The 26,624-nt window shown below is 45.8% G+C and carries 23 protein-coding genes and 3 pseudogenes; 10 read left to right on the forward strand and 16 right to left on the reverse strand.

All coding sequences use genetic code 11. The annotated features are described in order from the left end of the window. Positions 1 to 10: 10 nt before the first annotated feature. The 3 genes from RH949_RS17140 to RH949_RS17150 all read right to left on the reverse strand — a co-directional run bounded on the left by RH949_RS17140 (position 11) and on the right by RH949_RS17150 (position 6,802). A complete protein-coding gene (locus tag RH949_RS17140; protein ID WP_446354797.1) occupies positions 11 to 2,782 on the reverse strand; it encodes a cation-translocating P-type ATPase in 2,772 nt (923 codons plus the stop codon). 90 nt (positions 2,783 to 2,872) lie between these two features. Further along, positions 2,873 to 5,149 (reverse strand): ribonuclease R family protein, encoded by a 2,277-nt coding sequence (locus RH949_RS17145; protein WP_446354799.1) that lies wholly within the window; start codon positions 5,147 to 5,149, stop codon positions 2,873 to 2,875. A 477-nt stretch (positions 5,150 to 5,626) separates the two neighbouring features. Then, complete coding sequence (locus tag RH949_RS17150; protein WP_006099151.1) at positions 5,627 to 6,802, reverse strand: RNA-guided endonuclease InsQ/TnpB family protein; 1,176 nt, start codon at positions 6,800 to 6,802, stop codon at positions 5,627 to 5,629. 477 nt (positions 6,803 to 7,279) lie between these two features. Between RH949_RS17150 and RH949_RS17155 the strand changes: the two genes are divergently transcribed. Beyond that, on the forward strand, positions 7,280 to 8,167 hold the full coding sequence (locus RH949_RS17155) for a hypothetical protein (RefSeq protein WP_446354802.1): 888 nt from the start codon (positions 7,280 to 7,282) through the stop codon (positions 8,165 to 8,167). Between the two features lie 525 nt (positions 8,168 to 8,692). On the opposite strand, the gene clpP is transcribed toward RH949_RS17155, so the two are convergent. The 6 genes from clpP to uvrA all read right to left on the reverse strand — a co-directional run bounded on the left by clpP (position 8,693) and on the right by uvrA (position 15,341). Continuing rightward, positions 8,693 to 9,301 carry an ATP-dependent Clp endopeptidase proteolytic subunit ClpP gene (clpP, locus tag RH949_RS17160; RefSeq protein ID WP_006099196.1) on the reverse strand — a complete coding sequence of 203 codons (609 nt, stop codon included), beginning with the start codon at positions 9,299 to 9,301 and terminating at the stop codon, positions 8,693 to 8,695. Positions 9,302 to 9,549: 248 nt separating this feature from the next. Next, complete coding sequence (locus RH949_RS17165; protein WP_006099375.1) at positions 9,550 to 10,143, reverse strand: hypothetical protein; 594 nt, start codon at positions 10,141 to 10,143, stop codon at positions 9,550 to 9,552. A 316-nt stretch (positions 10,144 to 10,459) separates the two neighbouring features. Further along, positions 10,460 to 11,470: a PIN domain-containing protein gene (locus tag RH949_RS17170; RefSeq protein ID WP_446354804.1), complete on the reverse strand. Its 1,011-nt coding sequence runs from the start codon at positions 11,468 to 11,470 to the stop codon at positions 10,460 to 10,462. Between the two features lie 105 nt (positions 11,471 to 11,575). Then, positions 11,576 to 11,773 (reverse strand): hypothetical protein, encoded by a 198-nt coding sequence (locus tag RH949_RS17175; protein ID WP_446354806.1) that lies wholly within the window; start codon positions 11,771 to 11,773, stop codon positions 11,576 to 11,578. After that, complete coding sequence (locus tag RH949_RS17180; protein WP_446354808.1) at positions 11,763 to 12,356, reverse strand: zeta toxin family protein; 594 nt, start codon at positions 12,354 to 12,356, stop codon at positions 11,763 to 11,765. The genes RH949_RS17175 and RH949_RS17180 overlap by 11 nt, the downstream gene beginning before the upstream one ends. A gap of 27 nt (positions 12,357 to 12,383) precedes the next feature. Then, positions 12,384 to 15,341: an excinuclease ABC subunit UvrA gene (gene uvrA, locus RH949_RS17185; protein ID WP_446354810.1), complete on the reverse strand. Its 2,958-nt coding sequence runs from the start codon at positions 15,339 to 15,341 to the stop codon at positions 12,384 to 12,386. A 350-nt stretch (positions 15,342 to 15,691) separates the two neighbouring features. On the opposite strand from uvrA, the gene RH949_RS17190 reads away from it, so the two are divergent. From RH949_RS17190 to RH949_RS17205, 4 genes and pseudogenes are all read left to right on the forward strand, one after another. Further along, positions 15,692 to 15,988: a type II toxin-antitoxin system RelE family toxin gene (locus RH949_RS17190; protein ID WP_006099298.1), complete on the forward strand. Its 297-nt coding sequence runs from the start codon at positions 15,692 to 15,694 to the stop codon at positions 15,986 to 15,988. After that, a complete protein-coding gene (locus RH949_RS17195; RefSeq protein WP_044205515.1) occupies positions 15,985 to 16,230 on the forward strand; it encodes a hypothetical protein in 246 nt (81 codons plus the stop codon). The genes RH949_RS17190 and RH949_RS17195 overlap by 4 nt, the downstream gene beginning before the upstream one ends. A 185-nt stretch (positions 16,231 to 16,415) precedes the next feature. Beyond that, the gene (locus RH949_RS17200) at positions 16,416 to 16,646 is read left to right on the forward strand and encodes a DUF433 domain-containing protein (protein WP_044205516.1); all 231 of its coding nucleotides are present in this window, start codon (positions 16,416 to 16,418) and stop codon (positions 16,644 to 16,646) included. Further along, a pseudogene (locus RH949_RS17205) lies at positions 16,643 to 16,780 on the forward strand (DUF5615 family PIN-like protein); the annotation flags it as partial. The gene RH949_RS17200 and the pseudogene RH949_RS17205, both read left to right, overlap by 4 nt. Here the strand turns inward: RH949_RS17205 and RH949_RS17210 are convergent. From RH949_RS17210 to RH949_RS17230, 5 genes are all read right to left on the reverse strand, one after another. After that, on the reverse strand, positions 16,723 to 17,013 hold the full coding sequence (locus RH949_RS17210; RefSeq protein ID WP_006099228.1) for a hypothetical protein: 291 nt from the start codon (positions 17,011 to 17,013) through the stop codon (positions 16,723 to 16,725). The pseudogene RH949_RS17205 and the gene RH949_RS17210 overlap by 58 nt on opposite strands. A gap of 149 nt (positions 17,014 to 17,162) precedes the next feature. Next, positions 17,163 to 17,435, reverse strand: coding sequence for a type II toxin-antitoxin system Phd/YefM family antitoxin (locus RH949_RS17215; protein ID WP_006099462.1), 273 nt, complete (start codon positions 17,433 to 17,435; stop codon positions 17,163 to 17,165). Next, positions 17,432 to 17,845 (reverse strand): type II toxin-antitoxin system RelE family toxin, encoded by a 414-nt coding sequence (locus RH949_RS17220; RefSeq protein WP_052307434.1) that lies wholly within the window; start codon positions 17,843 to 17,845, stop codon positions 17,432 to 17,434. The genes RH949_RS17215 and RH949_RS17220 overlap by 4 nt, the downstream gene beginning before the upstream one ends. A 97-nt stretch (positions 17,846 to 17,942) precedes the next feature. Further along, the gene (locus RH949_RS17225; protein ID WP_006099564.1) at positions 17,943 to 18,248 is read right to left on the reverse strand and encodes a DUF2442 domain-containing protein; all 306 of its coding nucleotides are present in this window, start codon (positions 18,246 to 18,248) and stop codon (positions 17,943 to 17,945) included. Beyond that, complete coding sequence (locus RH949_RS17230; RefSeq protein ID WP_446354814.1) at positions 18,245 to 18,466, reverse strand: DUF4160 domain-containing protein; 222 nt, start codon at positions 18,464 to 18,466, stop codon at positions 18,245 to 18,247. Before RH949_RS17230 ends, RH949_RS17225 begins: the two co-directional genes overlap by 4 nt. Before the next feature lie 439 nt (positions 18,467 to 18,905). On the opposite strand from RH949_RS17230, the gene RH949_RS17235 reads away from it, so the two are divergent. The 5 genes from RH949_RS17235 (at position 18,906) to RH949_RS17255 (ending at position 25,547) form a co-directional block, all read left to right on the forward strand. Then, positions 18,906 to 20,120 carry a 2,3-bisphosphoglycerate-independent phosphoglycerate mutase gene (locus RH949_RS17235; RefSeq protein ID WP_006099235.1) on the forward strand — a complete coding sequence of 405 codons (1,215 nt, stop codon included), beginning with the start codon at positions 18,906 to 18,908 and terminating at the stop codon, positions 20,118 to 20,120. A 440-nt stretch (positions 20,121 to 20,560) separates the two neighbouring features. Further along, on the forward strand, positions 20,561 to 20,815 hold the full coding sequence (locus RH949_RS17240) for a hypothetical protein (RefSeq protein WP_232231658.1): 255 nt from the start codon (positions 20,561 to 20,563) through the stop codon (positions 20,813 to 20,815). Positions 20,816 to 20,877: 62 nt separating this feature from the next. Continuing rightward, positions 20,878 to 21,099 (forward strand): hypothetical protein, encoded by a 222-nt coding sequence (locus RH949_RS17245; protein ID WP_006099246.1) that lies wholly within the window; start codon positions 20,878 to 20,880, stop codon positions 21,097 to 21,099. Positions 21,100 to 21,399: 300 nt separating this feature from the next. After that, positions 21,400 to 21,972 carry a zinc ribbon domain-containing protein gene (locus RH949_RS17250; RefSeq protein ID WP_006099162.1) on the forward strand — a complete coding sequence of 191 codons (573 nt, stop codon included), beginning with the start codon at positions 21,400 to 21,402 and terminating at the stop codon, positions 21,970 to 21,972. A 422-nt stretch (positions 21,973 to 22,394) separates the two neighbouring features. Beyond that, positions 22,395 to 25,547 carry a transglutaminase family protein gene (locus RH949_RS17255; RefSeq protein WP_446354817.1) on the forward strand — a complete coding sequence of 1,051 codons (3,153 nt, stop codon included), beginning with the start codon at positions 22,395 to 22,397 and terminating at the stop codon, positions 25,545 to 25,547. A gap of 252 nt (positions 25,548 to 25,799) precedes the next feature. On the opposite strand, the pseudogene RH949_RS17260 reads toward RH949_RS17255, so the two are convergent. Both RH949_RS17260 and RH949_RS17265 read right to left on the reverse strand, forming a co-directional pair. Further along, positions 25,800 to 26,096: pseudogene (locus RH949_RS17260) on the reverse strand (YbjN domain-containing protein); the annotation flags it as partial. Between the two features lie 341 nt (positions 26,097 to 26,437). After that, positions 26,438 to 26,624 (reverse strand): annotated as a pseudogene (locus tag RH949_RS17265) (IS1634 family transposase); the annotation flags it as partial.

Here is a 26,624-nt window from a genome sequence, read left to right on the forward strand (position 1 = left end):
TTGTTACCATCTACTTAGCGTTTTTATATCGACGCAATCCTTTATCCAATTCCATTGCCCAAATCACAATCGTACTCATGGCGAGACTGATGCCTAAATCATACAATGACAACCCTGTCGTATTAAAAATATCCTGTAAGAAGGGGACATATACCACCGCCAGTTGTAATAAAAAGGTTAAAACAACCGCACCTAATAAGGGCTTATTTGAAAGCAAATTTAAACGGAATATAGATTCTCGCTCCGATCTCATGCTTTGCGCTAAACCGATGCGGGAGAATGCCAATATACTAAATACCATCGTTTGCCAAGCCGCTTGACCCGTAAACCAATAGTGATAATCAACGACTAATAAAACAAGTCCTAGGAGTAACCCAATCCAAACAATATCCCGACCCACTCCCCGACTAAAGACACTCTCTTGGGGATTATGAGGTGGACGGGACATGATATTCGGCTCCGCAGGTTCTACGCCTAATGCCAAGGCTAACAATCCATCAGCTAGTAAATTAATCCAGAGAATTTGTAAGGGAAGCAGCGGTAAAGGCATCCCTAAGAATGGCGCTAAGATAATCACCCATAGTTCACCACAATTCCCGGTTAATGTATACTTAATAAACTTGCGGACATTATCGTAAATGACTCGTCCTTCTTGAGTCGCTGCTACAATCGTGGCAAAGTTATCATCCAACAGCACCATATCTGCCGCTTCTTTCGCCACATCTGTACCCGTCAACCCCATGGCTACACCAATCTCAGCTTTTTTTAAGGCGGGTGCATCGTTGACACCATCCCCTGTCATGGCCACAACATGTCCCCGGTTTTGCAGCGCTTGGACAATTTCTAGTTTGTTCTGGGGCGAAACTCTGGCATAAACAGACACCTGATCAACTTTTTCGGTTAACTCTGAGGCGGATAGTTTTGCCATATCCTGACCCGTTAACAGTAAACCATTGTTAGAAATACCCACGTCCGAGGCAATATGGCGAGCAGTTAAGGGGTGATCGCCAGTAATCATAATCGGGCGAATTCCCGCTTTTTGACAGGTTAGAACCGCCTGTTTGACTTCCGGGCGCGGCGGATCAATCATGCCAATCATGCCGATGAAAATCAGGTCTTTTTCGAGAATATCCTCGTCTCGTTCTAGGGGAAGTGTGGCGAGGAGGTGAGAGTCTACAGGACGAACGGCGATACCGATGACACGGATTCCATTTTCAGCGAGTTGGTTGTTGGCATGAGAAAGTTTTTCATACCAACTATCGTTTAAGGGGGTAATCTGATCATTGAGCCAAATCTGGCTACAAATCTCTAAGAGACTATCAACGGCACCTTTGGTAAAAGCAATATAGGGCGTATGATTAAACAGTAATTCCCAAGGCTTGAGCCAACTTAGCTCATCGGGAAGTTTGTCCGTGGTGGTAGGGAGTTCGTGAACCGTAGTCATCCGCTTTCGTTCCGCGTCAAAGGGAACCTCGGTGATTCGCTCAAAGACATGTTCTATATCCGTTTTCCATAAACCAAAACGGGTGGCGGCGACAATCAGAGCGGTTTCTGTGGGATCTCCGAGAACCTGAATGGGGTTGGATTGCTCCAGATGAAACTCTGCGATCGCATCATTACACAAAGTAGCAGCCGTGAGTAGTAAGGCGGTTGTAGGTTCCTTTTTTAACCGTTGCGACTGTTCATCCTTTTCCGAGGGCATCATGAACATCTCAGGTTCTGGCATGGTTAACTCAATTTGATGCCCAATCATGTCTAGACGAGTAACCGTCATCCGATTTTGCGTGAGAGTACCCGTTTTGTCTGAACAAATCGTGGTGACTGAACCCAAGGTTTCTACAGCGGGTAATTTACGAATCAGGGCTTTCTGTTTCAGCATCCGTTGAGCGCCCAAGGCTAAGGCGATGGTGACAACGGCGGGTAATCCTTCGGGAATCGCGGCTACTGCTAAACTGACTGCCATCAGGAACATTAAGCGAACTGATTCCCCTTGGAGTAGCCCCAACCCAAAGATAACCAGGACTAGAATTAAAATCGCGATCGCTAATACCCATCCCAGTTGATCTAACCGTTGCTGGAGGGGGGTAGCATCCCGTTCTATCCCCTGAATCGCTTTGGCAATCTGACCCAGTTCCGTCTTCATGCCTGTTTCGGTGACGACGGCTAATGCCCGCCCATAACTAATCACTGTACCCATGTACGCCATATTCTGCCGTTCTGCCAAAGGCAGATTCGCCGTGGCAATCCGTTGGGCAAATTTATCAATGGGTTCAGATTCCCCGGTGAGGGAGGCTTCTGAGGTGCGGAGGTTGCTACTTTCGAGCAACCGACAGTCAGCCGGGACTAAGTTTCCAGATTCTAGGATAACGATGTCCCCTGGTACCAGTTCACGAGCAGACAGTTGTTCTAGGATGCCATCCCGACGCACTTTCACCGTCGGCACCGCCAGCTTTTTCAGCGCCGCGATCGCCCGTTCGGCTTGGTATTCTTGGCGAAAACCGAGGATGGCATTAAATACCACAATTGCAAAGATCGCGATCGCGTCCTTATATTCACCCAATACCGCCGAAACCACCGCCGCCACAATCAACACCACCACCACGGTGGCGGTAAACTGCTCCCAGAGAATTTTCCAGGGACTTTCCAGGGGGCGATCAGTTAACTCATTGAGTCCGTAGATGTCCTGACGTTGACGAGCCTCGTTCTCACTTAACCCGATGGCGGCATCGGTATTAAGCTGTTTGAGAACATCGACAAGATTAAGAGTATACCAGGTAGTCATTGGTCATTAGTCCTTTGTCCGTTTTCCTTTGTCATTAGTCCTTTGTCTTTTGTTCGGTTCAAAAATACCCAATGACCAATGACTAAAGATTTAATCCTCTAAATCTTCATTGCTTGCCACACTACCACCACTAACGGTTACCAAGTCAATTTGTTGACGGTAGTAATCCACACTCTTGACTTGAACTTCGACATGATCGCCCAATCGATACGCCGTGCGGTTTTTGCGACCGACTAAACAAGCATGACGAGAACGATATTCATACCAGTCATCTTTCAGGGAACTGACATGAACCAATCCTTCCACCAACAAATCTTCAATTTCGACAAAGAAGCCATAGGATTGCACACCTGTAATCAATCCACTGAAGACATGACCCGTGCGTTCTTTCATTTGCTCGGCTTTTTTCAAACCCTCTAAATCAATCTCCGCATCTTCGGTGAGTTTTTCCCGGTCATTGAGATGGGGAATCAAGGTGCTTAATTGACTTTCTAACTCCTGTTGAGTGTCAGGGGGTAAAACATTCCAGTTAATATTGCCATGGGCGCTACTGTGGTGGAGATTGACCCGATCTTTCGACCGAGTGGTACGGCGATCGCGTCCTTCGCTAAAGGTGTATTCTAAGACCCGTTGGACAAATAAATCTCCATAGCGCCATACGGGGGAGATAGCGTGGCAATAGCTGGTATCCAAAGCTAAACCAAAGTGCAATCCAGGCTTAGAACCATAGGCGATCGGTTTTAAGGTTCCCTCAAGTAAATGATTCAGAACTTTAGCCGCCGTTGATTTCGCCAAAAGTTGGGTCAAGCGCTGATAATCTTGGGACGTGACATCCTCCTCCAAGGATTGCTCGGCATCCAGTCCCAGATTGCTGGCTAACTTGAGTAAGTCTTCCAGTCGTTCTAAATCGGGAGTTGGATGAACACAATAAATCCCTGGCAAGGATAAGGCGTGCAAATGGGACGCTACAACTTGATTTGCCAGTATCATCAATTCTGCTAAGAGCGATCGCAAGGGCATCGAACCCGAAACCATGATCGCCCCTTGGCGTCCTTCATCTTTACTGTGGGGAATGGGTCGAGCAATGGCTTCTTTGGGCAGTGTTCCATTCAATTCAAACGCGCCCCGTTGCTGTCGCACGGCTCTGAGTGCTGGAGATAAGCTGAAGAAGAGTTCTTTGAGTTTGTCTACAATCGGTGCGAGTTCGGGTTCGCTCTCTTCATGTCCGCCCAACAACGCCTGTGCCTGTTCATAACTGAGTTGGTGATCCACTTGGATGACACTCTTGTGAATTTCAAATTCAACCAGTTGTCCAGAGTCCGTTAACGTCAGCAGTACTGACAGGGTTAAACGCTCTTCACCGGGTACTAGAGACACCTGAGATAAGAGTTTTTCCGGGAGCAGGGGGAGAACCGTATCTCCTAAATACACAGCCGTTCCTCGCTTTCGTGCCTCTCTATCCAGGGGTGAATCGAGGGGTATCCAATGGGCGACATCGGCGATATGGATACCTACCTGCCAATTTCCGGTCTTGGTTTTTTCCAAGGTCAAGGCATTTTCGACAATGGCGCTATCTGGGGAGCCGGACTCGTCTTCTATCGTCATCGTCAGTCGTTTCCGCAGATCCAGGCGATTTTTTAAGTCTGTTTTGCGGAGAGAATCGGGTAAGGCTTCAAGCGCTTGCAGTACGGAATCGGGGAACTGGCGGCGGAGGTCATGTTTACAACAGACAATATCTGTATCAGCGGCGTCTTCCGCATCACTTCCCAAAATGCGAGCCACTTTGCCTAGGGGTGGGTTTTGTCCCAGGGGATAGCGCAGAACTTGCACATGAACCAGATGCTCCACCGCCTCTTCTAGGGGGGCGCTATTGGGTCGTAAATTCAGTTCAAAGAGCAGGCGGTCATCAAGAGGGACAGCGTGATAACTGCCATCTTCAGCCTGTCTGACTCGTGCAAGTACCGAGGGATTAACTCGTTCGAGAATCAAGCGTACCTGTCCTTCTGGAGAACGGCGACGACTCCCTTCTTTGGTCACTTTCACCAAAACGCGATCGCCATTCCAAGCACTACTGAGATGATTCTTTTGAATGTAAATATCATCAGCGCCTTCAACATCTTGAATGGCAAAGCAAAATCCTTTACTGGAGCAGCGCAGTTTGGCTTCGACCACATCCTCTTCATAGACTCGTCGATATCGACCTCGTTCTTTTTCCAAAATGCCAACTTTCTCCAGCACATCCAGAGCAATCTGGAGTTTTTGCAGGCTTTCGGAGTCCTGACACCCCAGTTTCTTCTCTAAAACTTTGGGGGCGACTGATTTGTCATCGGTCAAATTGGAGAGTAATGTAGCGATTGAAAATTCCATCCAACAATCCTTTTTCTTTGATCCGGCGTTTACTTGAATTTGCCTAGTGGCAATACGCTCACGTGAAGGGCGCTCCCATTTAACTGGGGTAACGTTTGCCTTGCCAATGTTATGCCTCGGTACTTTCTCCAGCACACTGGCTTAACCCTGTACACCTGTTTAATGCTGAAGTTCTAGCAGCTTAGGGCTGGCACACACCCCAAGGTAGGAACTTTAACTCTTGGGCATAACGTAGACCATGTAGGTCTTAGGCTCGTCAGGTATGGGCTTTTTCAAGCCCACGGCTGTAAGCCGAGAGGTTCCTGACAGAATGGGATCTGTCAGAATCAAACCGTCTTTTGCTGACGCGATCGCGATCAAGCGGATAGTGTTTGAGCTATCCAGTTTCAGGTTGACGGACACCTATTAACCCACGACCTGTTACGGATAATTGCCGATCTTCGCTCGCTTAATCGCGTTGCGGCAAGGATGCGTAAACTACCCAACACCAACCCTTCCGGGTATAGTGTGGGCTTTTAGTAGCCCTGGTTCTATTGCACAGGACAATAGTTCCGAGCCTCCAGGCTGGTTTACTGCACAGCCCCATAACTCAATCATTTTTGCTCCATTAAAGTCCGCATCCCCTAGCCATCCACACACCAAGTTTGTGCATTTAAACTGCTTGTTAGTTCTCTGTCCAATATGCAAGCAACAATGACAGGTCTGGCTGGTATAGGCTGGCGGTATGGCGATCATCTCAATCCCTTCTTTTATTCCTTTGTACTCTAGGAATATCCTTAACTGATAGAATGCCCAGGAATTTGACCGTCTTCTTTCGCTCTTTGTCCTGGGTTTTTCATTTGTTCGTTCCCGGATTCCGGTTAAGTCTTCAATCGCCACCGCCGACTTTAATGCCTTTGCTTCTTCTATGATTGATTTACTGATATTGTGGTTTATCCATTTCTGAAATCTTCTCTCGCGCCCCGATAACCGTTTCAAGACAGTCCGGCATCTTCGCCTTGTTGTCCTTGTGCCTTGGGTTGCTTTCTTTTGTAGAGAAGCTCTCACTCTAGTGTATTTATATCGGGTCTTGTTTAGTTGCTTTCCCTCCCATCCTTTATCTGTACTGGTTTTCGCTATCTCCCTGCGTCCCAAGTCTACCCCAATCACAATGTTTGATTTAATCGGTTTGGGCGGCTCACTTTTGAGTTGTATATGCACATACCAATACCCGTCCCGATGCAGGCAAACTTGGGCGCTGGTTGGTTTTTTTCCTGTCAATTTGTTCCGATGGTAGTTACTGGCACGAAGCAGACACCTTACCCGCTTCCCAATCGTGCTTAGGCTTACTGTCCAGTCTTTCTCGAAAAACTGAAATGTTCTGGCATCACAGTCAAAACTTGTCGGCTTAAAAGCGTTCACTTTTTTGCCTTTGTGTTTGGCTGTTAAGCGATTGGCGGCTACCCGGGCACAAGCTCTCACTACATGGTTTGATGTCAGCCCCCATTGGGCTTTGATGTCGTGGTAACAAACTGCCTGGATTGAATTTCGATTCGTTAGCTTTGGGTTAACTGTGGCATTTATCGCGTTACAAGCGGCAGCAAAACTTCCCGCCGTTTCCATGAGCAGCCCTTGTTGCTCTTCGGTGGGTTGAAGTCTTACAACTATTGTCAATACTTGCTTCACGTTTATCCAAAACTCACGAAAATGAGTATAATTCAAACTTTAACAGACTGGCAATTCCTCCCCGCGTTGAATCACAGATTACAATGGGGGCTTCCTTGCCGGAGTAGGTGAGTTACAGTCAACTGGGACAGTATGTCATTATTGTAGATTCTCGTGCCCCTACCTTGGAAGTCAACTGTCAAAAGTTATGCATTTGTGGTGTTAAACGTCTGTTGTGATGCCGAAGTGCAACAGGCGCAAAGAATTGGTAAATTTGTACTAAATCCCCGTTAATTAAAGGGTGGCTTACGCTTCCCATTCTTGTCCTAGCGAGTTTCCCAAGCCACAGGACTGTCCTTAAGGGTAAATGTAACATTATGTTACATGTTTGTCCAGACAGGCTCTCACCGTACTAATACTACTGTCGCTGTCTATGCGAACTGTCGGAAATGTACCCTGTCCATGTACTGCGTTGAGTCAAGTTTTATGAATCCTACATTGAATAAATTCCGAGTTTCTTATCCTCAAGGGAGCCTGATCAGTGATCTGTTAGCCATCGATCACGGTCAGTATATTGTGCGCGTCAGTGTGGAAATTGATGGCGTAACCCGATCAACCGGTCTAGCGGCGGCTCAAACGGTGGAACTAGCAGAAGACCAAGCTAGACAACGAGCGATAACTGTTTTAGCGGTGGATCGGGAGAGTTCTACGGACACCGAAACATCTCCACCTCATCGCCACACCCAAACATCAGTGGCGGCGGCTGAGGTTCCCTCATCCCCTGAGTCGATTCCTAACTCGGCTCCCGCTTTTGCGGCAAAAAGGATGGTATCAACACCTGAGGTTGAAGATACTCCAAGTCCTAGTCCAATCGATACCCACCCGATATCGGCAAAACCCAGTCCACCCCCTGAACCGACGGAACCCCTCCCAGAGACGGTTGAACCATCTTCCCCACCTAAGACAAAACCCAGTCCCCCTCCTGAACCGACAGTAACGCTTCCTGAGACAGTTGAACCGCCTTCCTTAACGGAGGACATATCAGGATCACAGACACCTCTGTTTAAGGAAGAGACACCAAGCCCAGTGGGAGTCACGCAATCGTCGTTAGAGCCAGAATCAACACCACCCCCACCCCCTGCACAAAAGGAAGCTGAACCCGATATCCAGAGTCAACCCAAATCCGAAACACCCATTGACTTTTCCGAAATTATTGCCCGAACCAATGTGGAACTCAAACGGCTAGGGTGGACGAATCAACAGGGACGAGATTACCTCGTCGAAACTTATGGTAAGCGATCGCGTCAGTTGTTAACCGATGAAGAGTTACTCGATTTCTTGCATCATCTGGAATTAGAACCCACACCCGACTAATCAGATTTGAGGAAAGTAGGGGCGGGTTTAGTCACTTTCGTCTTGCTGTTGATGATAACGTTTGTGTAAAACCCGCCCAAACCGATGTGTAGGGACGGGTTTCACTCCATCCGTGTCAACTTAAGCTCAACCCCTCACCCCCAGCTGACAGGTGTAGGTTTTTTATTTAAGGGTGGAGACAAGACAAGGGGGACAAGGAAGGAAAGAAGACAAGGGGGAAAAACCGTACAGAATTGTGTTCGGTCAAACTAACTGTAAAAAGCTGAAACGTCATATTTTTCGTTAAAACTCTTCCTGGTCTACCTGTCTACCTTGTCTTACCTAAACCTCAATCTTAAAAAACCTACCCTTGTGAGCTCACCCCCAGCCCCTCTCCCACGCCAGCCCTCACCCCCAGCCCCTCTCCCAAGCTTGGGAGAGGGGAGCAAGAGGGGAGTAAGAGAATCTGATCTGAAAACCTTACCAGTATTGGTTTTCGACCTTAAGTTGACACCAATGGTTTCACTCTTGCCAATATTAAATTGGCTAGCCCACCGTCGCGGGAGTCCGGGCGGCGGAAGGACGCCGATTAATCACTTGATCAATTAAGCGGTAGTCCTTGGCTTCCTCGGCTGACATAAAGAAGTCCCGTTCTGTATCTTCGGCAATTCGATCTAGGGGTTGATCGGTATGTTCAGCCAGAAGCTGATTCAGCCGTTGTTTGTGATACAGGATTTCTTTTGCCTGAATTTCAATATCACTCGCTTGTCCTTGAGCGCCGCCTAAAGGCTGGTGAATCATAATTCTGGAATGAGGTAAGCTCATCCGTTTACCCTTCGCTCCAGCACTCAGCAGAAACGCACCCATACTAGCAGCCAAACCCACACAGATGGTGCAGACATCAGGACGGATTTGATTCATGGTATCGTAAATCCCCATTCCTGCGGTTACGGAACCGCCTGGGGAGTTGATATATAGATAAATGTCTTTTTCGGGGTCATCAGCTTCCAAGAACAAGAGTTGAGCCACGATTAGGTTAGCCAAATCTGAATCAACCTGTTGTCCCAGAAAAACGATCCGTTCCCGCAGCAGACGAGAGTAGATGTCAAAGGCGCGTTCACCGCGACCCGATTGTTCGATAACTGTAGGAATCATGGCAATTACGGTAATCTTAAGCTCATATTCTTCTAGATTGTAACGATTGACGCCGGATGAGGGGTGGAGGGGTTGGGGGAAATAGGGAGATGAGGGAGATAGGGGAGAAATTGTAGAGACGTTCCGGCGGAACGTCTGTTGTAGGGGCGGGTTTTACCATTAACATTAGGTTTTCACCCTGATATCACTAAACCCGCCCCGATTAAAGTGCAAGTCATCTTCAACAAATGACGAATGACAAATGACCCTTAAAAAACAATGTCTTGTCCTTTATCTGTAAAGCGAACATTTTTAATATTGAGTCGGGGGTTTTCTAACAAAGTTTTGCGGATACCACCAAATAATGCCAATTGTTCGCACATTGAAAGGGATACAAATTGACGCTGGGAATCTGGAGATAAGCGCAAATCGATGGTAGCGATACCGTTATCGAGATTCACGCGATAACCTGCTAAATCCAAATCCCCCGAACTCACTTGGGCGACAACATTTCCCACAGACGCCGTTACCGGAGTTTCTGCTGCAACAGCAACGGGTTTAGGAACAAGGGTTTCACATTGGCTATCAGTGCGGTAAATGTTGAGGGTTATGGTTTCAACCGCATCGGCGGGTTGAGGCGTCGAGGCTGGATTCACCTCCGGGATAACCGAAGAATCCGGTTGGGCGATAAGTGAGGTGGTTAAGTCAGGATTTGCTTGTGGGGGAGAGGATGACTCAGAAGAAGTTTCGACGGGATTGTCAGGAATTCCCTTACTATTTGCAGCTAGCCAACCCCAGCCACCAACACCAGCAATAATCAGTCCTGCGATCGCGGGGATAAAATAGGGGTGAATACGACTCATAGTGGAATACTGATTGCTTCGGGTAGATGTTCGTAACTATAGGATTCGAGGAAACTGGCTACTCATCCGGAGCAAAATTGGTCAACAGCGAAAGCGCGATCGCACTTTCTCAAGATGGGTAAGATTTAGGATACCCCACCAATATAATAAATCTGTTACATCCAGGATGCGATCGGGGCGGGTTTATATCAGTAAATGGTGAGTTGCATCAGTTTGACGTCAAACCCGCCCCTACAAATACGCGATCGCAGGTTTTCAGGGTGGATTTGATTAAAATTTAGCATACCCCACTAACCAGAATACCTAACCCCTAAAATCAATCTGTTCCATTGCGGAACAGATTGATTTGCCGTTGAATATCATCAATCGAAGTTTTTGGTAGCTGATACTGATTGATTTGCCGTTGAATATCATTAATCATACTATAGTAGGAAGATGTTTGCAACCTAACCTCTCTAGCCTCTTCAATAGCTTCTGGTTGCTCAGTAAGTTTCAGGAAACTGCTAGCATACTCTAGAAATTTATCCCCTGTATATAAATAAAAATTCACTCCTGCCTTTTCAAGCATCTCTTGCACTAACTCAGGTCGAACGCCAATTGTTTTCCCTTGATGCTTTAACCACCAATCTTCTTTTTGATCATCTGTTACGAATATCAGAGATTTATTCTGAGATTTTGCATAATCGATTAACTGACGCCAAATAACAACATCTCCATATTTTTCAGGTTCATCTTTTTTATTCTTACCCCGATCATCCATATATCCAGGAGGTTGATTCTTTTCAAAACGCTTTTTAGCATCTTTATAAATTTTGTCCAACTCCTCATCTGAGTAAGGTTTTCCAACTTTACCCTCTAACAAATTAGTAAGCTTCTCCCTAAATTCATCATCATCCAATAAGTCTGGATATTTTTCTCTTCCTTCCTCCAAAATTTTATACACTCGTTTATTAGCCCTTTCAATCGTTTGGATTATTTTTTGAGAATCAACACAATCAGTGAATGAGTGTCGTTTGCTATATTCTTCCAACTTTTTCTTAAGCTTTTCCAGTTCATCGTCCAGTAGCTCCCGTATTTCATCATAAGGTTTGGATTGCTGAGAGATTACCGTAAGACGTTCCTTTTGATACTCATACGCCACTTGATGCGGTATCCAGATTCGCTCTATCAGGCGTTCAATAATCTCAAAAAGCCTTTCTCTGGTTTCCGCACTATAACGATATATATTTAATAGGATATTGGCATCGAAAGAAAAAATAGCCTCTTGCCAAAGCGTCTCAAACTCTTCGGGTGTTGGTTGGTAGTAGCCAGGAAATAAATCACGCATATCTAGATACCTCTAGTTTCATTAGACAATTAAGTATAGCTATTTAATCTGATTAGCTAGAATAACATTAACTGTATCAAGTATTACCAGATACTTAACAGCAAATTACGGTTTATGTTTCTCTGCTAAAATTTCCTCTGGAGGTATCCAGACAACTTTACCATCACGCCAAATAGCCACTGGATTACCCGCTTGTTTGTGTTTTAGCAAAGCATCTTGCACAGCTTTAGCCAATGCTTGATTAATTTTTTCTCTATCAGCCAAAAGTTCTGAAATTCTATCGTTCCCAAAATTATCTGCCATAATAGTCTTCCTCAATTCGTTGCCAAATTAGGGGTTGTGCAACATAAACACTATCTTCTCTTTCGCCAGCCGCTAAGAGACGGGGTACTTCCATACTGGCATTGTCGTAGAAAAACCAAGAATCTGCCAGGGGTCTGTACAATTGAAAAAAGTTACGGATACCTGCATGGTAACGACGCCGGATGATTTCTTCCGGGACATCATGTCCGCCAAGGCTTACTCGTTCTTGCACACGAGCAATCGCTATCTCTGGATTGGGCAATCCCAGGAAAAATAGATGAAACCGATAACCGTTCTGACGCAAGTTAGCAATCCACGGTGCAAAACTACGGCTGGCTAACGTGGTTTCAAAAGCAAAATTAACTCGTGCGTTTGCCAATTGCTGTAATCGCTCTAACATAATTCGTCCAGCGCGAAATGCGGCTCTTTCTGGTGCAAATGCGGATAATCCTTGGGCAATTGTATCAGCATTTACATATTCGGTGACGCCGAGAGTTACTGGAAGCAAAGCGGGAGCAGATGTCGATTTTCCTGCACCATTGGGTCCAGCGATTACAATTAGATGTGGATGTTCTTCAACCATTCAGTTACCAACTGGCTAAACGATATCTCAAACATTACCAGTAACTGGCGGATACTGCTTCAACACCTCCTTTAAATACATCCCCGTATACGACTGTTCATTCTCCGCCACATCCTCCGGTGTCCCCACCGCAATCACCTCTCCACCTTTATCTCCCCCCTCAGGACCTAAATCAATTACCCAATCGCTAGAACGAATCACATCTAAATTATGCTCAATTACCAACACCGAATTCCCCTTATCCACCAATCGCTGCAACACATTTAATAAATGATGCACATCATAAAACGATAACCCCGTTGTCGGTTCATCAATTAAATACAACGTCTTTCCTGTCGCCCGTCGCGATAACTCCGTCGCCAATTTTACCCGTTGCGCTTCTCCCCCGGATAACGTGGGTGCAGGTTGTCCTAAATGTACATAACCTAAGCCTACATCCACGAGAGTTTGTAACCGATTCACCGCACGCGGGATATTCTTAAATACGTCTAACGCCTCCTCCACTGTCATATTTAAAACATCAGCAATTGAATATCCCTTATATTTCACCTGCAAGGTTTCTCGGTTATATCTTGCGCCTTTGCAAACCTCACATTGCACATAAACATCGGGGAGAAAATTCATTTCAATCACATTCACGCCCTGTCCGCCACAGGCTTCGCAGCGTCCCCCTTTCACGTTAAATGAAAACCGTCCAGCTTTATAGCCTCTGGCTTTGGCTTCGATGGTTTCAGCAAAGAGTCCGCGAATCACATCAAATACCCCGGTATAGGTGGCGGGATTAGAACGCGGAGTTCTACCAATTGGGGATTGATCAATGACAATCGCTTTATCTACGCCATTCAATCCCTTGACTTTACCTAACTCTTTGGGAAAGGGTATCTTTCGACTGAGATGATGTTGCAACGCTGGATAAAGGAGTTCATTCACTAACGTAGATTTCCCGGAACCGGAAACCCCAGTAATGCAAACCAACTTACCTAAATGAATCTCTACATCAATATGTTTGAGGTTATTTCGGTGGGCATTTTTGAGAGCCAATAAACGCCCATTCCCTTTGCGCCGTTCCCCTGGTGTTTCAATGATCTGACGTCCGGATAAATAGGAACCCGTTAACGAGGTTTCACTATTGAGTAATTCCGTGAAATTCCCCTGAACCACAATCTCGCCCCCATGAACTCCCGCTTTGGGACCAATATCAATAATACAATCAGCGGTGCGGATGGTTTCTTCATCATGTTCCACCACAATTAAGGTATTTCCTAAATCCCGTAATTTCTGCAAAGTTGCTAATAACCGTCCATTATCTCGTTGATGTAAGCCAATACTCGGTTCATCTAATACATACAAAACCCCTGTCAATCCTGCACCAATCTGAGTCGCTAGCCGAATTCGCTGGGCTTCTCCACCAGAAAGAGTCATCGCCGCCCGATCTAGGGTGAGATAATCTAAGCCGACATCTAAGAGAAATTGCAATCGTGCCTTAATTTCTTTGAGGGCAAGTTCACCTATTTTTGCCTGACGGGATGATAGATTTAATTGGTCAATCCGTTGGCGACTTTCGCTAATGGAAACCTCAATTAAATCGGTAATCCGATATTGTCCCAGCCTTACCGCTAAGGTTTCTGGCTTCAATCGTTTCCCTTTACAGACTTCACAGGGTTGATCGACTAAATATTGCTCTAATTTCTGTTTATAAGTATCGGAACTGGTTTCATCATATTGCTTTTGTAGGATGGGAATGACGCCCCGATAACGGCGGTAATCGTTATACTCTTCAATCCAAATTGGATTATCTGCGCCATAGAGAATTACCTGTTTCTGTTCCGGGTTCAGTTTCTGCCATGGTGTTCCCAGTTCAAAACCATAAGCTTGTCCGATATTGTAAAGCAGGGACAAGTAATAGGAATTATCTCGATCCGACCAAGGCGCGATCGCACAGTATATCGGTTGGCTTGGTTCGGGGATAACGAGTTCGGGGGAAAAAGTGCGTAAATTGCCTAATCCGTGACAGTGAGGACAAGCGCCATAGGGAGAGTTAAAGGAAAAGAGTCTAGGAGATAATTCCTCCATCACCGCGCCATGTTCGGGACAAGCAAAGTTTTCGGAAAAGACGATTTCTTGGGAAAGTTGTTGATCGGAAGACCTTGTATTTTCTTCGTCAGGAGGTCTAGAATTTGAGTTAGGTTGGACTTCGCTTGAATCATTTAATACCTGAATTACCGCAATTCCACTGCTAAGTTTGAGACAGGTTGCCAGGGAGTCGGTTAAACGTTCCTGGAGTCCTGGCTTTTTAATTAGGCGATCAACCACCACTTCAATGGTGTGGGTATAATTTTTATCCAACTCAATTGGATCAGAAAGAGATTGGATCACGCCATCGACGCGGACGCGAACAAATCCTTCGGCGGCTAAACTGGAGAGTAGCTTCTTGTGTGTGCCTTTTTTGCCTCGGACGACAGGGGCGAGGATATGGAACTTGGTGCGATCGGGAAGTTCCATGACGCGATCGCACATTTGGTCAATGGTTTGGGGGGCGATGTTGCGATCGCAGATTGGACAGTGGGGTTCCCCAGCGCGACCAAATAATAGGCGCAGGTAGTCGTAAATCTCGGTAACTGTACCCACAGTGGAACGGGGATTATTGGATGTGGATTTTTGGTCAATGGAGATGGCGGGGCTTAAGCCTTCAATGGCGTCTACGTCGGGTTTATCCAGTTGTCCGAGGAATTGACGGGCATAGGCGCTGAGGGATTCCACGTAGCGGCGTTGCCCTTCAGCGAAGATGGTATCAAAGGCGAGGGAGGATTTACCGGAACCGGAGACACCTGTGAAGACGATTAGGCGATCGCGCGGGAGATCGAGGTTAATGTTTTTTAGGTTATGTTGTCTGGCACCCCGGATGCGGATGGTGTTTTGGCTGGGGGGTTGGTTTCCATTCAGGGATGGGGTTGGGTTGGAGGCGATCGGGGTTGGATCAGACATGAGGGCAATGGCGGGTAATTGTCCTTGATGATCTTAGCGTTGCCTCTGCCATTGGTTGTGAGGGGGCGTTGTTTTTGCTGTTTACGGTACGCCTCTGTAGGGGCGGGTTTTACGATTATCTTTTCGGTTGCACCCATAAGTGACTAAACCCGCCCGGACTTTCGCAGGTTTCTAGATTTCGGATGAGACGTCGGGTTGTTGTTGGGGTTTTGTTCCTGGGAAGCGATGTGTTTTTTTAACGCAGAGGGGCGCAGAGGTTTACGCAGAGGGACGCAGAGGTTTTTGGGGCGATAGTATAAGATAAGAATTTAGTGGGTGATAGATATGACTCCAGTATCTATAGTAAGTCAATGAAGTTCACGATTGAAATTACTGAAGAGGCAATTGAAGATTTGGAGTATTTTGATAAGGCTACGCGAGTGACTATTCTTGATGCAGTTGAACGTCAACTTGCTGATCAACCTTTGCAAGAAACTCGGAATCGTAAGCCGCTTCGACCGGGTTCCAAGTTCAATTGGGAATTAAGGGTCGCTAACTACCGAGTCTTTTATGATGTAATTCAGGAAACTGTAATAGTCAATGTAGTTGCCGTAGGATACAAAGAGCATAACAAACTTTATATTCGAGGTCAGGAAGTCAAGTTATGAAAACAATTGAACTGGCTCAATCTAATTTAACAGTCGTCGAGTTAATTGAACTGGCGGAACAAGATACTCTTATCCTGATAAAACCCGATGGGACGGAGTTTGTTTTATCCGCTGTAGATGATTTTGCGGCTGAAGTCGAGGCGTTACGTCAAAATCAGGAATTCATGGAATTTTTAGCACGCCGTTCAGGTTCAACTAAACGATTATCGCTGTTAGAAGCCCGTAAACGGCTAGGTATTTGATGACGTATTACGGTAATAGAGTCTAGGTTATATAGCACTATCAAACAGCTAACAAAAGATTATATGGGATATCCAACATCTGATTAGGGGTTGCCAACCCAACTTAGGTTTATTGATTGGGTACTTGATTGGGTACTGTTTTGGGATAAACTGAGATAATCAAGACTACTCAATCTAACTGAGTCATGAGTTATCGAAACATCATCACCATTGAACCGGGCAAGCGCGGCGGGAAGCCTTGTATTAGACGAATGCGGATTACCGTGTATGATGTATTGGGCTGGTTGGCGGCGGGAATGTCCCATACAGAAATCTTAGATGATTTCCCGGAGTTAACAGAGGAAGATATCCGAGCGTGTTTGGCATTTGCGGCTGATCGGGAACGTCGTATTATTGCTGTGGTAGGTGATATTTGAAGCTACTGTTTGACCAAAACCTAAGCCGTAAACTGGTGACTCGGCTTGCAGATATTTTCCCAGATTCTAGTCATGTTCAATTTGAGGGTATGACTGAAGCCGATGATAGTGATATTTGGGAATTTGCCAAGGTTCCCTTAAACCAAATACGCCACCATCTTTCATGAGCGTCAGGTTGCCAATGATAGGAGGGCTTAGAGCGTTTCGCCAGTTGTTCTCTGTCTGTAACTTCAACCAGTTCATTAAAAGTATACACACCCGATGCACTGCCCTCTATGTCTTCAAGATTAGCAGAACTAACAAACTCGACTTTCTTAACCCACCGTTCAATCGGACTATTAGCTAATTGGTCAGCAACTGAACTCATACCTCGCTAGTCTCCCTAAAAAATTTTACTTGTTTATATTTTAATTAGCGATTATGGGGGCAGTCAAGCAAGATTGATATTTTTTAGATTGTCTGGCATTCCGGATAAGGATGGTGTTTGGGCTGGTGGATGATATATGGCTTATGTAACTAAAAACTATCTTCATTACTCAATCCCAGTCTACGCCGCATTTCTGTGCTAGAAATTCCTCCCTCAGCGCGACGACGTTCCCGTGAACGCTCAATTAATTCAATAAATTGAGGATTGGTACTCAGTGAAATCGTCTCCATATCGACGTTTTCTAATGTAATCAAAGCGGCAATAGGTTGACCGTTGCTAGTAATAATAACGGGTTCCTCAGCTAGCTCAGAGGTATATTCAGCCAGTGTTGCGTTTGCCTGTCCAATTTCCACGATTTTCATAGGTCATAAATCTCCCCAGCGATACGAACTTGATTGCGTTCCTTGATGCCGACAGCATTGATATATACAACGGCGTCAGGCTCCTCTTCTATATCATAATAGACGCGCAAATTACCAATGCGAAGTTCCCAAGGAGCAAGGGGATTAGGGCGCATTAGCTTTCGGTTTTTTGTCTCAACTGTCGGTTGATACATCAGTTGCTCATCGACAGTATCCAAGACAATTGCCTGCTGTCGAGCCGTTAGATATTGTAGATGTGTCTCTGATTCCGGTGAGTATTCGATGCGGTACGCCATACCTCTATCAGCGTAAGTTGGCTTAATATTAGGATACCCAATATCTGATAAAATGATGCCAACCCAACTTGGGGAATTGTGGAGAGTGCGGCGTGCGATCGCCTCAGAATTCATCTTAGCTATTAGCCAAGGATGCTCTGGGAGCAGGCGTGTTTGTTGATTTGCTTGTACTATTGATTGTATTTTACGTAGTTCTTTAGCGAATTTGGTGTTAACTAGCAGAGCTACTGCGTGTAGCCAACCAACGCTCAAGTGATTGCTGACTTTCACCACTGCGTCTACCTGCCAATAACCCCTCAATTCCAATATGTTCGTCTAAATCAGTCCACTCGATCGCGTAGCCATCACCTAGTAATTGCCAGTTTTGCCGTTCTGTGGGTGAAGCATATATCAAACGTGGATACCAAGCTAAGGGAACGCTGAGACTTCGACCATCAGCTAAGTCTACAATTAGCCGCTCATCAGTGACGCTAATTTGGCTAGCAAATGGTTCTATCTCAAGTGTTAAAGTAGTCATGCCACGCATCCAACAACACAGCTTGATATTCTTCCTTTCTTCTTAGCAATTTGATTCAACTCGTGTTCCTTAAAGCCCCGATTCTTTTCTAAAGAAATAGGTTCCAGCCAAAATATTGCAATTTGCCGATCTCGCTTAACGTGAATGTGAGCAGGTTCACCCCGATCATAGCTGAAAAAGATAAAACTGTAAAGACCAACCTGAAGAACTGTAGGCATTACATAGATGCAGCTTAATGCTTGTCGTTAAGCTTGTAGGTTGGGTTGACGAAGGAAACCCAACTAATTAAGCGATTAAGCTAGGTTTTCTTCAAATCAAGCCAATCGCTACACATATAAGGAAAATTTATCACCTTATGTACGGGAGAGCCAGGCTGCTGGGTTGTCTTAACTCCCAAATTTGGCAGAAAATGGCACGATTTGCTTGATTGAGCTAAAAGAAGCTTAACGGTGATTACTTCGTTTGACTTCTACCCAAAGAAAAAAATAATATCTACCTTAAGGTAGATAGATTGGAGAGCGTTGGTATAGTAAACAAATTGGTCTGTAAGACTTCAAAATTCCCAATTGAAAAAGTTTCTACCTTAAGTTGAATTGCCTGTTTTGCTGCATTCAGTTAACAATGCCAGTGAGGGACGCTTGAGGGAAACTAATTATTATGGATATCAGTACAGTTTGGGAAGACTTAGCTTGGCAACAGGGTGGTAAGATTGTTTATTTAATTCTAGATGGGGTGGGCGGATTGTCCGATCTAGATAAAGGCGGGACGGAATTACAAGTCGCCCAGACACCGAATTTAGACCAATTGGCAAAAGAATCGAGTTGTGGTCTATTGGAAATTGTTGGTCCAGGAATTACACCGGGTAGTGGTCCGGGTCATTTGTCTTTATTTGGTTATGACCCCCTGAAATACAATGTGGGTCGCGGTGTTTTATCGGCATTGGGAATCGAGTTTGACCTCAAGGAAAATGATATCGCAGCGCGGGTGAATTTTGCCACGATTGATAAACAGGGTAATGTTTCCGATAGACGGGCGGGTCGAATTGCGACGGAGGTGAATCGCCGTCTTTGTGAAAAGATTCGAGACAAGGTTAGCTTGGATTTTGAAGGGGACTATTTCTTTGAAACCGTCAGCGAACACCGGGCGGTATTTGTGTTACGGGGTCAGGGATTAGGGGGAAATTTACCGGATACTGATCCGCAAACCACAGGCGTTCCCGCTAAAGATCCGACGCCTGAATCAGAAGACTCCAAGAAAACCGCCGAGTTGGTGCGATCGTTTATTGATCAGGTACAGCAGGTTTTAGCCGATGAAGACCAAGCTACTGGGATTTTAATGCGTGGGTTTGAACGCTATCAACCCTTGCCAGCCATCCGCGATCGCTTTAAACTTGATGGGGTTTGTGTGGCTGATTATCCCATGTATCGGGGCGTGAGTCGCTTAATCGGCATGGATGTTGTCCCGCGTCCCGGTGGCATGAAACAACGGTTTCAAGCGCTGCAAGAGGTTTATGGGGAAAAGTACAACTTCTATTTCCTCCATGTTAAGCATTCCGATAGTAAGGGAGAAGATAGTAACTTCGAGGGTAAGGTAAAAGTCATTGAAGAAGTGGATCAGCTTTTACCGTTAGTTACTGAACTTAATCCTGATGTGTTAGTCGTGAGTGCGGATCATTCCACCCCGGCGGTAATGGGACAACACAGTTGGCATCCTGTCCCCGTGATGATTCATAGTAAATATGCCAAAGTGGATGATGTCGCAACATTTGATGAATATGCTTGTGGGCGGGGGATGTTAGGATTGCGTCCTGGAGTGCAGTTGATCGGGTTAGCGTTGGCACATGCGGGACGATTACGCAAGTACGGGGCGTAATTCATCAACATAAATCCGACACGTAGGGGCGCATAGCGATGCGCCCTTCCCATAGCTTTGTTTGTGTGGTTCCGCGATTTCAATCGCCTCCTCATACCGAGTTGCGTTCTATCATGTCATTCTGAGCGAAGCGAAGAATCTGGATAGATGCTTCGCGTCACTCCGTTTCACTGCGTTCTGCTCAGCATGACAGATTCTACGTTAGACTGCAACTTGGTATCAGCTATTGGGGAAGCTTGAGAGAGGGGAGCACGAGGAGAGCAGTTTTTCAAACATGTTGTTGAAGCGTCTGGAATAGGGGGAAAGTAGGGGTAGATTTAGGTGATTCCGTTTCAGGGTACTTTAGCGTAAAATCGAAACATAAGTACATAATTAGAACTAAAACGCAACAGGGGCATCTGTCAACGATGGAAAGTAAAAGCACTCAAAGTCAGCCAGATATGAAAAAACCTGAAATGCAAATGAGACGGATTACCAGTTATCAGGCACTGTGGAGACCCCTGGATAATAAAGGTCACTTTTGGTTTACCTATTTTGATGGCGACAGAGAACGCACAGAAGATTTAGATGCAGACAATTTCCGAATCATGCTCGATATCTTAGATACAGAGAAGCCGATTTTTGGCGATCACTCCACATCTGCTGTTGCCGTACATTGGCCCGACAATGATATCCAGACTGGAGCATGGGCATAATTGGAACAGAGATAGACAAGATGGGGGAGGTGAAAAAAAGGAAATGATATGAAGCAGGTGGGATGAAACGAATTACCAGCTATCAGGCATTGTGGAAATCTCTGGAAAACAAAGGTCACTTTTGGTTTACTTATGCTGATGGTGAACAAGAACGCACCGCTGATTTAGATGCCAAGAACTTCCAGATGATTCTGGAAATGCTGGGAACCCAGAAGCCAATTTTCGCCGATCGCACCACCTCGACTGTGGCATTACATGGGGTAGTTTCCCAGAAACGCAAGTGAGGTTCCGCTTGGAGATTCGCACTGAGGAGGGGAGAAGAGGGAGCTGAGGAAGCTGAGGGCGCTGGGGAAGCTAGGGAAGCTGGGGGAGATGAGTAAGTTAACTCAAAGCTCTACCTTACCTATTGCCTATTGCCCATTGCCTATTGCCTGTTCCCTGTTCCCTGACAAATGACGAATGACGATCCTCACCCCTGCTGACTGACTGATGGGATGTGATCTAACACAATTGTTAAGAAGTTTCACCAATGGTGCCTTTCCCCTGAATAATGATATAAGGAGAATTTTTTGGGAGAGGTTATTATGGCTTACGTATGCGAGATAGGCACGGGCCACAGAGTTTACCTCGATAATCAAGGAACACAGACAGTTGTCACCACCCTCAGTGGGAGTCCAGGACAGCAGCAACAAGCCAGTAACGGGTTTCAAACCGGAAACTGGACATCACCGCCGGAGGTATTCCGCACGCCTAACGGTGTGGTGTTAAAGATTTCTACAGCGCAAGGAGATCATTTTATCCAAGTGCAAGGAAGCAGCATGAGCGTAACCAGTGGAACTCCGTCTAGTTCCCAACAAATGCAAGTGCAGCAAGTCGATAGCACCCCCGCTTCATCCATGCCTTCAATGGAACCGATGAAGCCCATGGAACCAATGAAACCCATGGAACCGATGAAGCCGATGAATATGGGAGACATGCAAATGAACATGAACCCCATGGAAATGCGGATGGGCAATATGGAAATGCGGATGGGATCGGGATCACCCGCGTCATCGTCGTCTTCAGCGCAAAGCAGTAAACGGTTTTGCCCTCAATGCGGCTCATCTCTGACGCCTAGCGCTCGCTTTTGTTCAAGTTGCGGACATCAGCTAAATTAACGGCGATCGAAGAAACTCGAACAAGGTACACCATCGATTGTCAAGTCATCGTGGTGTAGCATAGCTAATTCGGTGGATTAGATTCCGTTGGGTTTCCTTGCGTCAACCCAACCTACAACTTCCATTCAGAAACCGTAGGGGCGCATAGCGTGCGCCCATAAAATCGACAAAGCTAATCCACCATTTTAGGTGTGTCAATCCAGTCGGTTGGATTTAACTCAGATCTTGCCATTGTGTAGGTTGAATTTCGACTTCGCTCAACCCAACAAAATCTGGTTTGCTTCCAAACTCTAATCCAACCTACGCCTTAACATAAGTAGTCGGACAAAACTAATGTTGACGGTTGGGATGAGACAACAGGCATAACGAATGACAAATGACGAATGACAAATGACAAATGACGAATGACAAAAGGATGACCAATGCCCATTAAAGTTAGCCTAAATCATCAACTTGCTTATCACTTCGAGCGCCCCATTATTCTAGGTCCTCACACCCTAGGATTACATCCATCCCCTCACTGTCGCACACCCATTCAAAGTTATTCTCTAACCATCCAGCCTCAAGAGCATAATTTAACCTGGCAAAATGACCCCTACGGGAACCGCCTAGCCCGGTTGAATTTCCCCAAGCCTACCGATACTCTCGCGATTGAAGTCGATATTATTGCCCAACTGCAACCGATTAATCCCTTCAATTTCTTAGTTGAACAGTATGCTGAACGCTATCCCTTTAACTATGATCCCCAACTCCAAAAAGAACTGAGTCCCTTCCTAGATATCAGCGAATCAGGAAAACTCTTATCTGATTGGGTAGAAGAAAATCGAAAAAATGACATCTATATTACCGGATTTTTAGGGGCAATTAATCAACAGCTTGCCCAAGATATTACTCATACCATACGCTTAGAAACTGGGATTCAATCCTGCGAAGAAACCCTGACCAAAAAAGTCGGTTCCTGTCGCGATACCGCCTGGTTACTGGTGCAAATCTTGCGACATTATGGTTTAGCGGCGCGATTTGTTTCCGGCTATCTGATTCAACTCAAAGCAGACAATCCCCCTGTTGATGGACCCCCAGGCATCGAAGCCGATTGTGCCGATTTTCACGCTTGGGCAGAAGTCTATCTTCCCGGCGCTGGTTGGATTGGTTTAGATCCCACATCCGGGTACTTAGCAGCGGAAGGACATATTCCCCTCGTCTGTACTCCAACCCCAGAGGCGGCGTCTCCGGTGAGGGGTACAAGTGAACCCTGCCCGTCTCAGTTAGAGTTTGCGGTGAAGGTATCGCGCCATGAGAACATCGCCAGCCCCAGTAAACCCTATACAGAAGCCCAATGGCAACAGATTGATAGTTTAGGTAAAGCCGTAGACGCAACCCTACACCGTGCAGGTGTGGGCTTAACCATGGGAGGTGAACCCACCTTTGTCTCCATTGACGATTTTGAATCTCCCCAATGGCAAATTGCCGCCCTCGGTGACGAGAAACGCAAAATTGCCGGACAGTTACTCAAACGTTTGGAAGCCCGGTTTTCTAAAGGAGGGGGATTACTGCATTATGGGTTAGGAAAATGGTATCCGGGTGAGATTTTACCCCGATGGGCATTAGGATGCTACTGGCGCAGTGATGGTACTCCGATTTGGCAGAATCGAGAGTGGTATGCAGAGGAAGGGAAAGATTATGGACATACCGCCAAACAAGGGGAGATATTTATTCAGGCGTTAGCGACGCATCTAGGTGTTAATCCTGACTGTATTATTCCCGCCTATGAACATGAAGGGGACATTGGTGGGTATGTTTTACCAATATTACCTGTATTAAAAGATGAGCAATTGTATTGGAGTACCTGTCATTGGCGATTTCCTGATGAGAGGCTGAATCTTCTGGTTGGTGATTCTCCCGCCGGATTCCGTTTACCCCTAAATTCTATTGATTGGTCCGAGGAATTGGTACAGGAAGGAATTGTCCCCTTGGAGGCGAATCCAGCCCGCCCCAGTCCAGAATTTATTGACTCACATGATAATACGATTCGGATTGGCTTAGGTGTAGAAGCTAGGCAAGGAATTTTGCATATTTTTCTACCGCCTTTGACTTCGGCGCGAAGTTTCTTAGATTTAATCACCGCGATTGAAGAAACAGCGGCAAAGGTAAAAACTCCAGTATTAATTGAAGGGTATACCCCTCCCGGTAATGGGGGAATTGAAGGGTTTCAAATTACCCCTGATCCAGGTGTGATTGAGGCAAATATTCATCCAGCCGGAAATTGGCAAGAATTGGTTGAAATTACCACAACTCTGCACGAAGAGGCTCGGCTTTGTCGTCTGGGAACTGAAAAATATACTTTAGATGGACGGCGGGTAAGTACGGGGGGCGGTGCCCATATTACGATTGGCGGCAAAACGCCCTTAGAGAGTCCCTTATTGCGGCGTCCGGATTTACTCAGGAGTTTGATTAGTTATTGGCAAAATCATCCCAGTTTATCTTATTTGTTTGCAGGGTTATTTGTCGGACCCACCAGTCAATCGCCCCGTGTGGATGAGGCACGACATGAGAGTTTGTATGAGTTAGAAATTGCGTTTCAAACGTTACAGCCGGGTGAAGATGTAGCGCCAGAATTAGTAGACAGACTGTTACGAAATCTCTTAGTTGATGTAACGGGGAATACTCACCGCAGCGCTTTCTGTATTGATAAGCTGTATCCGGTAGAAAATTACCGCAATCAGTTGGGATTATTAGAATTTCGGGCGTTTGCAATGCCCCCTAATATGAGAATGAGTTTACTCCAAATGCTGCTAATTCGGGCGCTGGTGGCATGGTTTTGGGAGCATCCCTATACCCAGAACTTAATTCGCTGGGGTACGAGGTTGCACGATCGCTTTCTGTTACCGTACTACATTGGCGAGGATTTGCGGCAGGTGATCCGCGAGTTACAGGAGGCGGGGTATCCGTTTAAATTGGAGTGGTTTGAGCCGTTTTTTGAGTTCCGGTTCCCCCAGTATGGCGAGATTAGCCGAGAGGGAATAGAGTTAGAATTACGACACGCGATCGAACCCTGGCACGTTTTAGGGGAAGAAACGGGTACTGGTGGAACCGCTCGTTATGTGGATTCTTCCATGGAACGGATACAGGTAAGATTGCGAGGAGCGATGGGACATTCCCCCAATCCAGATAATTTTTCATCCCGTTATCAAGTGACTTGTAATGGGTATCCACTGCCATTAAAGTCTACAGGAATACCGGGAGACTATGTAGGTGGGGTACGCTTCCGCGCCAGGGAATATGCGGCGTTATTGCATCCTTCGATTAATTCTCATTCCCCATTAGTCTTTGACATTGTAGATACTTGGACTCAACGGTCAATTGGGGGATGTCGCTATTATGTTAATCATCCCAATGATATCATTTATGATAAGTTTCCCATTAATCACCGGGAAGCGGAGTCACGGATGTTGGAACGCTTTATTCCTCAGAATCATACACCTGGAATCATTTCGATTCCACCCTTATCATTGAGTCCGGAGTATCCGTTGACATTAGATTTGCGACGGGTGAATTCGTTTCACAAAGAGACATAATTTGAATGGCACTGAAAATTTGCATTTTTGTATCGCCGCAACCTTTGATATACCGTAGGGTGGGCTGTGCCACGCCAGCTTTAAGTCAGTGGCATTCGACATATAGCAGTAGACACATCGATTAGGACTTTCGGCACCATTGTAGAGACGTAGCATGCTACGTCTCTACATAAAATCCTGTTTGTCGTAGGCGAGAGAAGCGCTGAGGAAAAGAGGACTAAAGTCCTCACTACAAACATACCACTTCCTTGATTATCGTTCTGATGACGATGGTTGTTCATTGGTTTCGAGTTGTTTCTCAACCCGATCAAGTGCATCTTTGGCTGTTAGATTCTGTTCTAGGATAGCCAGAATACCAGGGAGATATTGATCCATTGTCATGACATTGGTGTAGACAAGATTTTGCACCAAGGTAGGGGTGAGCCTATCTCCCTCAACGTCTATGCTGGTTTTGTAGCGAATTTCACCGTCATCGAAATCAAGTTCAAAATTGCCGAGAATCATGCCATAGTTGGCGCGGGTGAGAAATTCGGCAAGGGTTGAGCGTTTATCTTCAGGAACGGCTTCAGGATATAAGGAGTAAAATACACATTAAGACATGATCTCCGCGTTTCTTAAATACTTTAGCAGCAAGTTTTTTCTTACTTGTATTCGGTCTAATTGACCAGGAATAAAGTAGCGCCATCTCTCCCTGACTATCTTTTTCTTCATGATATTCATTTTCATTAATCTCGAAATGAATACCCTTAATAAGTTTCTTAGATAGACGATTTTCAATTTTCTTGATGCGTGGCTTAAGTGCATTATGAATTTCCTTAAACTGAAGTTCCCCTTTGACAAATCGCTACACTGTATGCCTATCTTGGCTTAGGGCGATTTCACTTTCGGCTTCACTGGGTACAAATCAGGCTGACGCCCAACAAATCTAAAGCCTTCCTTTGTACCGGAGTCGGTTCGGTTACCTTGTCAAAGTCGAAATTTACACCTGGAATATTAGACTGAATTCGATTGTTAACAATCGTGCCTAAATCAGCCAACAGGGTTTGAAAGCTATGCACGGGTAAGTTATCTGCTGTC

This window comes from Coleofasciculus sp. A1-SPW-01 (assembly GCF_040217205.1).
GTDB lineage: Bacteria > Cyanobacteriota > Cyanobacteriia > Cyanobacteriales > Coleofasciculaceae > Coleofasciculus > Coleofasciculus chthonoplastes_A.